The 7,883-nt window shown below is 70.7% G+C and carries 9 protein-coding genes and 1 pseudogene; 6 read left to right on the top strand and 4 right to left on the bottom strand.

Annotated elements, in window-relative coordinates; all coding sequences use genetic code 11:
- Nucleotides 1-395: LysR family transcriptional regulator (locus tag AC1D12_RS17995; protein ID WP_477841985.1), on the bottom strand; the 395-nt coding region annotated here is incomplete at its 3' end.
- Between the two features lie 118 nt (nt 396-513).
- Between AC1D12_RS17995 and AC1D12_RS17990 the strand changes: the two genes are divergently transcribed.
- The 3 genes from AC1D12_RS17990 to AC1D12_RS17980 all read left to right on the top strand — a co-directional run bounded on the left by AC1D12_RS17990 (nt 514) and on the right by AC1D12_RS17980 (nt 2,956).
- Nucleotides 514-1,251, top strand: a complete 738-nt coding sequence (locus AC1D12_RS17990; RefSeq protein WP_477841983.1) for an SDR family oxidoreductase — start codon at nt 514-516, stop codon at nt 1,249-1,251.
- Nucleotides 1,252-1,362: 111 nt separating this feature from the next.
- Nucleotides 1,363-2,262 carry an SDR family oxidoreductase gene (locus tag AC1D12_RS17985; RefSeq protein WP_477841981.1) on the top strand — a complete coding sequence of 300 codons (900 nt, stop codon included), beginning with the start codon at nt 1,363-1,365 and terminating at the stop codon, nt 2,260-2,262.
- Between the two features lie 76 nt (nt 2,263-2,338).
- Nucleotides 2,339-2,956 (top strand): hypothetical protein, encoded by a 618-nt coding sequence (locus AC1D12_RS17980; protein WP_477841979.1) that lies wholly within the window; start codon nt 2,339-2,341, stop codon nt 2,954-2,956.
- 10 nt (nt 2,957-2,966) lie between these two features.
- On the opposite strand, the gene AC1D12_RS17975 is transcribed toward AC1D12_RS17980, so the two are convergent.
- Nucleotides 2,967-4,094, bottom strand: coding sequence for an aminotransferase class V-fold PLP-dependent enzyme (locus AC1D12_RS17975; RefSeq protein WP_477841977.1), 1,128 nt, complete (start codon nt 4,092-4,094; stop codon nt 2,967-2,969).
- 85 nt (nt 4,095-4,179) lie between these two features.
- Here AC1D12_RS17975 and AC1D12_RS17970 point away from each other — a divergent pair, with 85 nt between their 5' ends.
- Nucleotides 4,180-4,995 (top strand): ChaN family lipoprotein, encoded by an 816-nt coding sequence (locus tag AC1D12_RS17970; protein WP_477841975.1) that lies wholly within the window; start codon nt 4,180-4,182, stop codon nt 4,993-4,995.
- Here AC1D12_RS17970 and AC1D12_RS17965 read toward each other — a convergent pair whose 3' ends face one another.
- Entirely contained in the window at nt 4,996-5,874 is an 879-nt protein-coding gene (locus tag AC1D12_RS17965; RefSeq protein ID WP_477841973.1) for a LysR family transcriptional regulator, read from the bottom strand. It abuts the gene before it with no gap.
- A gap of 135 nt (nt 5,875-6,009) precedes the next feature.
- Between AC1D12_RS17965 and AC1D12_RS17960 the strand changes: the two genes are divergently transcribed.
- Complete coding sequence (locus tag AC1D12_RS17960; RefSeq protein ID WP_477841971.1) at nt 6,010-7,032, top strand: DMT family transporter; 1,023 nt, start codon at nt 6,010-6,012, stop codon at nt 7,030-7,032.
- Here AC1D12_RS17960 and AC1D12_RS17955 read toward each other — a convergent pair.
- A pseudogene (locus AC1D12_RS17955) lies at nt 7,032-7,109 on the bottom strand (hypothetical protein); the annotation flags it as partial. The gene AC1D12_RS17960 and the pseudogene AC1D12_RS17955 overlap by 1 nt on opposite strands.
- A gap of 205 nt (nt 7,110-7,314) precedes the next feature.
- Here AC1D12_RS17955 and AC1D12_RS17950 point away from each other — a divergent pair.
- Nucleotides 7,315-7,883: DUF3616 domain-containing protein (locus AC1D12_RS17950; protein WP_477841969.1), on the top strand; the 569-nt coding region annotated here is incomplete at its 3' end.

The following is a 7,883-nucleotide window of genomic DNA, read 5'->3' as shown; positions in this document are numbered from 1 at the left end:
ACCAGCCGGTCGCCCATGCCGATCTCGAGCTCGATGTCCGGATAGCGGCTGCAGAACTCGCCCAGGTGCGGCAGCAGGAAGTGGCGGGCCAGCGTCTCCTGCAGGTCGACCCGCAGCTTGCCCTTCGGGCTGGCCGCCGACTGCCCGAAGGCCGATTCCGTCTCGTCGAGATCGGCCAGCAGCCGCACGCAGCGCTGGTGGTAGGCCTCGCCGTCGGGCGTGGGCTTCACCTGGCGCGTCGTGCGCTGCAGCAGCCGCGTGCCCAGGCGCTTCTCGAGCTGCTGGATCGCATGGGTGGCGGTCGCGCGCGGCAGGTCGAGGTCTTCGGCGCCCTTCGTGAAGCTGCCCAGTTCGACGATGCGCACGAACAGCTGCATGGTCTGGAAACGGTCCATCCGGGGCGCTCGTTTGTTGGTGTTGGTTGAACAGTGATGTCAATTCTTGCTCATTTATTGATTTGCATCGAGCAACCAGAATTCACTTCATCGCCACACCACTCCCAAGGAGCTCACCATGACCCAGCAAGTTGCCATCGTCACCGGCGCATCCCGCGGCATCGGCGCCACCGTGGCCCGCCGCCTCGCAGCCGACGGTTTTGCCGTCGTCGTCAACTACGCCGGCAGCGCCGCCGCGGCGGCCAAGGTGGTCGCCGAGATCGCCACCGCGGGCGGGCAGGCCACCGCGGTGCAGGCCGACGTGTCCGATCCCGCGGCGGCCCGCACGCTGTTCGACGAGGCGGTCCGCGCCTACGGCCGCGTCGACGTGCTGGTGAACAACGCCGGCGTGATGCCGGCGAACATGCCGGCGCTCGTCGACACCGACGACGCCACCTTCGACCGCCTGTTCGACATCAACGTCAAGGGCAGCTTCAACACGATGCGCGAGGCCGTGAAGCGGCTGCAGGCCGGAGGGCGCATCGTCAACTTCTCGAGCACCGTGGTCGGGCTCGCGACGCCGGGGTACACGGCCTATGCAGCCAGCAAGGCGGCGATCGAGACGATCACCAACATCCTCGCGAAGGAGCTGCGCGGCCGCCAGATCACCGTCAACGCCGTCGCGCCGGGGCCGACCGCTACCGACCTGTTCCTGAACGGCAAGAGCCCCGAGCTGATCGAGCGGCTCGCGAAGGCCGCACCGCTGGAGCGGCTGGGCACGCCGGAGGACATCGCGGGCGTCGTGTCGTTCCTGGTCGGCCCGGACAGTGCCTGGGTCAACGGACAAACCCTCCGCGCCAACGGCGGCATTGTTTGACCCACCCCCGAGGCGCTGCGCGCCTCCCCCTCAAGGGGGCGCCACCAGTGGCCCGGCAAAGCCGGTTCCACGGTGCCCACTTGATCGTCCTTACCTGATCTGGAGAGTCTCATGAACAAAGTAATCGTCATCACCGGTGCGTCGAGCGGTTTCGGCGCCCTCACCGCCCGCGCGCTGGCCGACGCCGGCCACACCGTCTATGCCGGCATGCGGGCCATCGCGACCCGCAACGCGAACGCGGCGCAAGAGGCCGCGGCCTACGCGGCCGACCACCGCGTCGATCTGCGCGCCATCGAGCTCGACGTCGGCTCGCAGGACTCGGTGGACCGCACCGTCGCGCAGATCATCGAGACGCACCAGCGCCTGGACGTGGTGGTGCACAACGCCGGCCACATGGTGCTCGGCCCGAGCGAGGCCTTCACGCCCGAGCAGGTGGCCGAGCTGTTCGACGTCAACACGCTGGGCACGCAGCGCCTGAACCGCGCCGCGCTGCCGCAGCTGCGACGGCAAGGGCACGGGCTGGTCGTGTGGGTGTCGAGCTCCAGCGTCAAGGGCGGCACGCCGCCCTACCTCGGCCCGTACTTCGCGGCCAAGGCGGCAATGGATTCGCTCGCGGTCAGCTATGCCGGCGAGCTGGCACGCTTCGGCGTCGAGACGACGATCGTCGTGCCGGGTGCGTTCACGTCGGGCACGAACCACTTCCAGAACGCCGGGCATCCGGCAGACACCGACGTGGCGAAGGCCTACGACGCGCACTACGCCGGCCTGCCGCAGCAGGTGGGCGCAGCCCTCGCGAAGCTGGAGCCGGCCGATGCCGACGTGGCCGAGGTCGCGCGGGCCATCGTCGCGGCGGTCGATGCGCCGTACGGCCAGCGGCCGTACCGCGTGCACATCGACCCGAGCGACGACGGCTCGGCAATCGTCAGCGGCGTCGCCGACCGGATGCGCGCCCAGTTGCTCGAGCGCGCCGGGCTCGGCGACCTGCTGAAGGTGGTGCCATCGCTCGCCTGAGCCATCTGGCATCCTGTGGTCACCATCTTCATTCCCTATGGCGGCCTCCGCATTCGCTGCACATTCGGAGCCGCCAATGGCCGGGTTTCCGCCGCATCCCGCCGGCGGACGGTACCTGGACAAGGGAATGAAGAAGGAATCGATCGAAGAAACGGCTCGACTGATCGAGCTGCGCGATGCCTGCGCGCATTGCAGCGACGAAGCGCAGTTCGCCGCGATGGCGCGCCGGCAGCTGCAGCCACTGCTGCCGCATGGCTCGCTGATCGCGGCCATCGTGCGCATCTCACCGGCGCGGCTGCGCCTGGTTCATGCCATTGCGTTGAACCACCCGGCCGAAGTGCTGGCACGGATGCCGCGCGAACTCGACCTGGCCGATCGGCCGGCGCTGAAGCGCTGGCTCGATTCGGGCGAGCCGCAGATCCTGGCCCTGCCCGGCGATGCCGGGCGGATGTCGGCGCGCGAGCAGTGCGCGCTCGAAGCACTGGGCCTGCGCCGGGTCGCATTGCACGGCCGGATCGACCTCGGCGGCATCGTCGGCAGCTGCTTCTGCTTCGGCAACCTGGGTGACGCGGTGAGCCCGCCGCAGGCGCTGGAACGGCTGCGCCTGGTGATCCCGCCCTTGCACGAGGCCTTGATGCGCGCCTGGCGCCGCGAGCGCCCGATGCCGCGCCGCCCTCCTGCCGTGGACGACTGATCAGCGTTGGTCAGCGAAGGCGCTCCAGCGCATTCGCCAGCTGCTGCACCGTGCGGTCGACATGGGCCAGTTTGTCGAGCCCGAACAGCCCGATGCGCCAGCTGCGGAAATCCGCCGGTTCGTCGCACTGAAGCGGCACGCCGGCGGCGGTCTGCAGCCCGAGCCCGGCGAACTTGCGGGCTGACTGGATCTCGGGGTCGTCGGTGAAGCTGACGACCACGCCGGGCGACTCGAAGCCGGCGGCAGCGACGCTCTTGAAGCCCTTCTGCGCCAGCAGCGTGCGCACCTTGGTGCCGAGCYGCTGCTGCGCATGGCGCGCCGCCTCGAAGCCGAAGCGCTCGGTCTCCTGCATGACCTCCCAGGTCTTCGTCAGCGCATCGGTGGGCATCGTCGTGTGGTAGCCGAACGCGCCGGCCTCGTAGGTCTCGGCGATCTGCAGCCACTTGCGCAAGTCGCAGGCGAAGCTGGTGCTCTGCGTCTTCGCCATGCGGTCGCGCGCCGCGGCGCTCAGCATCACGAAGGCGCTGCCGGGCGAGCCGCTCCAGCCCTTCTGCGGCGCGCTGATCAGGATGTCGACGCCGGACGCCTCCATGTCGACCCACATCGCGCCCGACGCGATGCAGTCCAGCACGAAGAGCCCGCCGGCCGCATGCACCGCATCGGCGACCGCCTTCAGGTAGTTGTCGGGCAGGATCATCCCGGAGGCGGTCTCGACGTGCGCCGCGAACACCAGCGCCGGCGACTCGCGGCGGATCGCCTGCACCACCTCGTCGATCGGCGCCGGCGCGTACGGTGCCTGGTAGCCCGAGCCGGTGGGCCGCGCCTTCAGCACCGTGGCCGACGACGGGATCGAGCCCATCTCGAAGATCTGCGTCCAGCGGTAGCTGAACCAGCCGTTGCGGATCACCAGCACGCGCTGGCCGGTCGCGAACYGCCGGGCCACCGCCTCCATGCCGAAGCTGCCGCTGCCCGGCATCACGATCGCGGTCGGTGCGTGGTAGGTGCGCTTCAGCGTGTCGGTGATGCCGCGCAGCACGCCCTGGAACTTCTTCGACATGTGGTTCAGCGCACGGTCGGTGTAGACCACCGAGAACTCGAGCAGGCCGTCGGGATCGACCTGGGGCAGCAGTCCGGGCATGGGGTGTCTCCGTCAAGGTGTTGTGGGGCGCAGCGTAGCACCGGTCCGTTCCCTGCTGCCCCGCTTCCCTGCCATCATCGCGCGCATGCCTATCCACCTGAGCCTGCACCCGAGCCTGTGTTGCGCCGCTGCCGTGCTGCTGGCGGCTTGCGCCCCTTCCCTTGTCCACCCGCCTGCCCCGCCGCCCGTCGTGCTGCTCGGCGAGGTGCACGACAACGCCGCGCAGCACACGCTGCGGCTCGCCGAGTTCAGGCAGCTGCTCGACGGCGGCGCGCGCCCGGCGTTGCTGATGGAGCAGTTCGACCGCGACCGCCAGGCCGAGATCGACCGGCTGCTCGGCGCGACGCCGCCCCCGACGGCCGCGGCCCTGGTCGCCGCGGTGGCCGGCAGCGACTCCGGCTGGAACTGGCGCTTCTACACGCCCTTCGTGCAATTGGCGCTCGACCACGGCCTGCCGATCGTCGCGGTCAACGTGTCGCGCGCCGAGAGCCGCCAGGTGATCAGCCAGGGCCTGGCCGGCACCGGCTTCTCGGCCGACGTGCCGGAGGCGATCTGGTCGGCCCAGGCCGGCGACATCGAGGCGAGCCACTGCGGAATGATCGACGCCGCCACCGCCCGCCGCATGGCCGGCGCGCAGGTTGCGCGCGACCAGTTCATGGCGCGCATGGTCGAGGCCCATGCCGACCGCGGCGTGGTGCTGCTGGCCGGCAACGGCCATGTGCGGCGCGATGTCGGCGTGCCGCGCTGGCTGGCCGGCGGCACGCGGGCGCGCAGCCGCAGCATCGGCTACCTGGAGGACACCGATGTGCCGCCGCCGGGGGCGTACGACCGGGTCGTCGTCACGGCGCCGCAATCGCGCGAGGATCCTTGCGCCGCGATGCGCCCTCCCCGTACACCCTGATCAGGCCCACGCCTCCTGCACCGCCGCGCGCACCGCCACGGTGGCCGGCGACAGCCGGCTCTCCGGCGGCGACGCGAAGCAGATCCAGGTGTGCGCCCGCCAGTGCTTCCAGATGCGCAGCTCGCCCTGGCGTTCGGCCTGCTCGGCCTGGTCCAGCCGCACGACGCCGACGCCCATGCCGCTCGCCACCATGCTGCGCACCACGCCCTCGGTGCTCGCCGACGCGCCTGCCTGGTACTCGCGGCCGCCGGCGGCGAACAACGCGTCGATGTGGGTGCGCAGCACGCAGCCGTCCGGGGTGCCGATCCACGGCTGCGTCATCAGGTCGGCCAGCGACGGCTCCGGATGGGCCGCCGCAAAGGCCGGCGGAAGCGCCACCACCAGGTCGACCGTCGAAAGCCGCTGCACCTGCACGCCAGGCACCTCTTCGTGGTCGGTCATCACGTAGGCACAGTCGAGTTCGCCGCGCTGCAGCGCGAGCAGCATCTCCGACGACAGCCCTTGCTGCAATTGCAGCGTGACCTGCGGGTTGCGCTGCGCGAGCCGCAGCAGCGCATCGCCCAGGCGCAGCGCGATCGGGTCGCTGACGGTGCCGAAGCGCACCACGCCCTGGGCCGCGCCGCGCAGCTGCGCCGCGGCCGACCGCATCCGCCCGGCCGAGGCCAGCGTGCGTTCGGCGTCGTCGAGCAGCCGGCGGCCCTCTTCGGTCAGGCCCATGCCGCGCGGCGTGCGGTCGAACAGGCGCACGCCGAGTTCGTCCTCCAGCGCCTTGATCTGCGCGCTGACCGCCGGCGGGCTCGTGAACACGCGCTCGGCGGCGCGCGTCAGGTTGCCTTCCTGCGCGACCGCGAYGAAGGTCTTCAGTTGATACAACTCCATGGCAGCGGATTGTGGCCAGCGGCCGCGCGGCTGTCAGTTCGCATTTCCTGAGGCCCTGCTCCGAATTGGCGAATGGCCGTGCAGGCGCTGGCTGCCGAGACTGGCGGCATCGCATTCGATCTGCCGGAGCCCGCCATGACCTTCTCCCGTTCTCCCGCCGTCGGCATGGCCGGGCTGCTGCTTGCCACCACGGCCTGGGGCAGCCTGTTCCTCGCCAGCAAGCCGGTGCTGCCGCACGTCGACCCGGTGTGGTTCACGCTGCTGCGCTACAGCATCGCGACGCTCGGCTTCATGCTGGTGCTGCGGCTGCGCGGGCCGCTGCCGTGGGGGGCGCTGCGGCAGCATGGCTGGCGGCTGGCCGGGCTCGGCTTCGTCGGCTACGGCGTGTTCAGCGCGATGGTGCTGGTCGGGCTCGCGCATTCGGTGCCGTCCCACGGCGCGGTGATCATGGCGACGATGCCGATCACGACCCAGCTGGTGCGCTGGGCGCTCGACGGCCAGCGGCCGGGCCGCGCTGCGATCGGCAGCACGCTGCTGGCGCTGCTCGGCGTGGTGATGGTGTCGGGCGCGCTGACCCGGCACGGCGACACATCGCACGCATCGACGCTGGCCGGCGACCTGACGGCCTTCGCCGGCACGCTCGGCTGGATCGCCTACACGCGCGGCGCGGCGCGCCTGCCCGAGCTCGACGTGATCAGCTTCAGTGCGCTGAGCGCGCTGGCCTCGTGGCCGCTGCTGTGCGCCGCGACGCTGCTGCTCGCGGCGTTCGGGCTCGCGCCGGTCCCGAGCGCCGCGGCGGCCTGGAACGCATGGCCGGCCCTGGTCTACATCGGCCTGGTGCCGACGGTGTTCGGGGTGCTGGCCTACAACTTCGGCGTCAGGCAGCTGGGCGTGGTGACCGGCACCGCGTTCCTGAACTTCGTTCCGGTGTCGGTGCTGCTGATCGGCGCCGCGATGGGCTCACGCCCGGCCGCGCATGAGCTGGCCGGGGTGATGCTGGTGGTGTCGGGCTTGCTGGTGCACACGCTGTCGCAGCGTGTGCAAACCGCTCAGCGGCCGGTGCCGGCCGGCGACATCGACAGGAAGGCGCTGGTGTGCAGGTCGCCCCGGCCGCAACGGCTGTTGTCAATGGCGCGCATGCGGCGCTCGAGTTCGTAGATGTCGGTCGATTCGGCCAGCCAGGCCTCGTCGTAGCCGCCGCGGGGTTGGGTTCCGCCGGCAAACGCGTTGCGCATCGCGCTGGAAATGGCATTGATGAAGTTCATGTTCTATCTCGGTCCGTCTTGTGGTCGGTTTTTCTCAGTCAGTGCACCCGTCGTGCGGGTTAACACCTAGTTCTCAGTGTAAACCCTGACGTGTGTACTGTCTGTGACGGAACCCGCTGACCCCTCGGTTTCAGGGGCCTCGCTCCGCGGCAGCAGGGCCGCGAGAATGATCCGGATGAAGACCACACCATGCCGCTGGATCGCCAGCACGCTGACGCTGTTCGCCGTGGCGAGCGCCAGCGCCCAGGCGCCCGAGCGCTACCGCGGCCTGTGCGACGCGTCGGCCGCCGTCGCGCTCGACGCCCGGCACTTCGTGGTCGCCGACGATGAGCACAACAGCTTGCAGGTCTTCCGCCGCGACGCGCCGGATGCCGTCGGGCGGGTCGATCTCGACAGCTTCCTCGGCACGCAGGCCGGCCGGGAGTCGGACATCGAAGGCGCGGCCGAGGCCGGCGGCGTCATCTACTGGATCGCCTCGCACGGCCGCAACAGCGCCGGCAAGAAGCGCGACGAGCGGCACCGGCTGTTCGCGACCGAGCGCGTGCCCGGCTCGGCGCCGCCGTCGCTGCGCCCGGTCGGCACGCCGTACACGCGGCTGCTCGACGACCTGCTCGACGCACCGCAGCTGAAGGGCTACCACCTGAAGGATGCCTCGAAGCTGCCTCCGGAAGCACCGGGCGGGCTCAACATCGAGGGCCTGGCGGCGACATCGGGCGGTGCGCTGCTGGTCGGGCTGCGCAACCC

The organism is Rhizobacter sp. P1_G5, assembly GCF_056405435.1.
The sequence above is the reverse complement of the archived record's forward strand: the minus strand, read 5'-3'. Positions and strand labels throughout refer to the sequence as shown.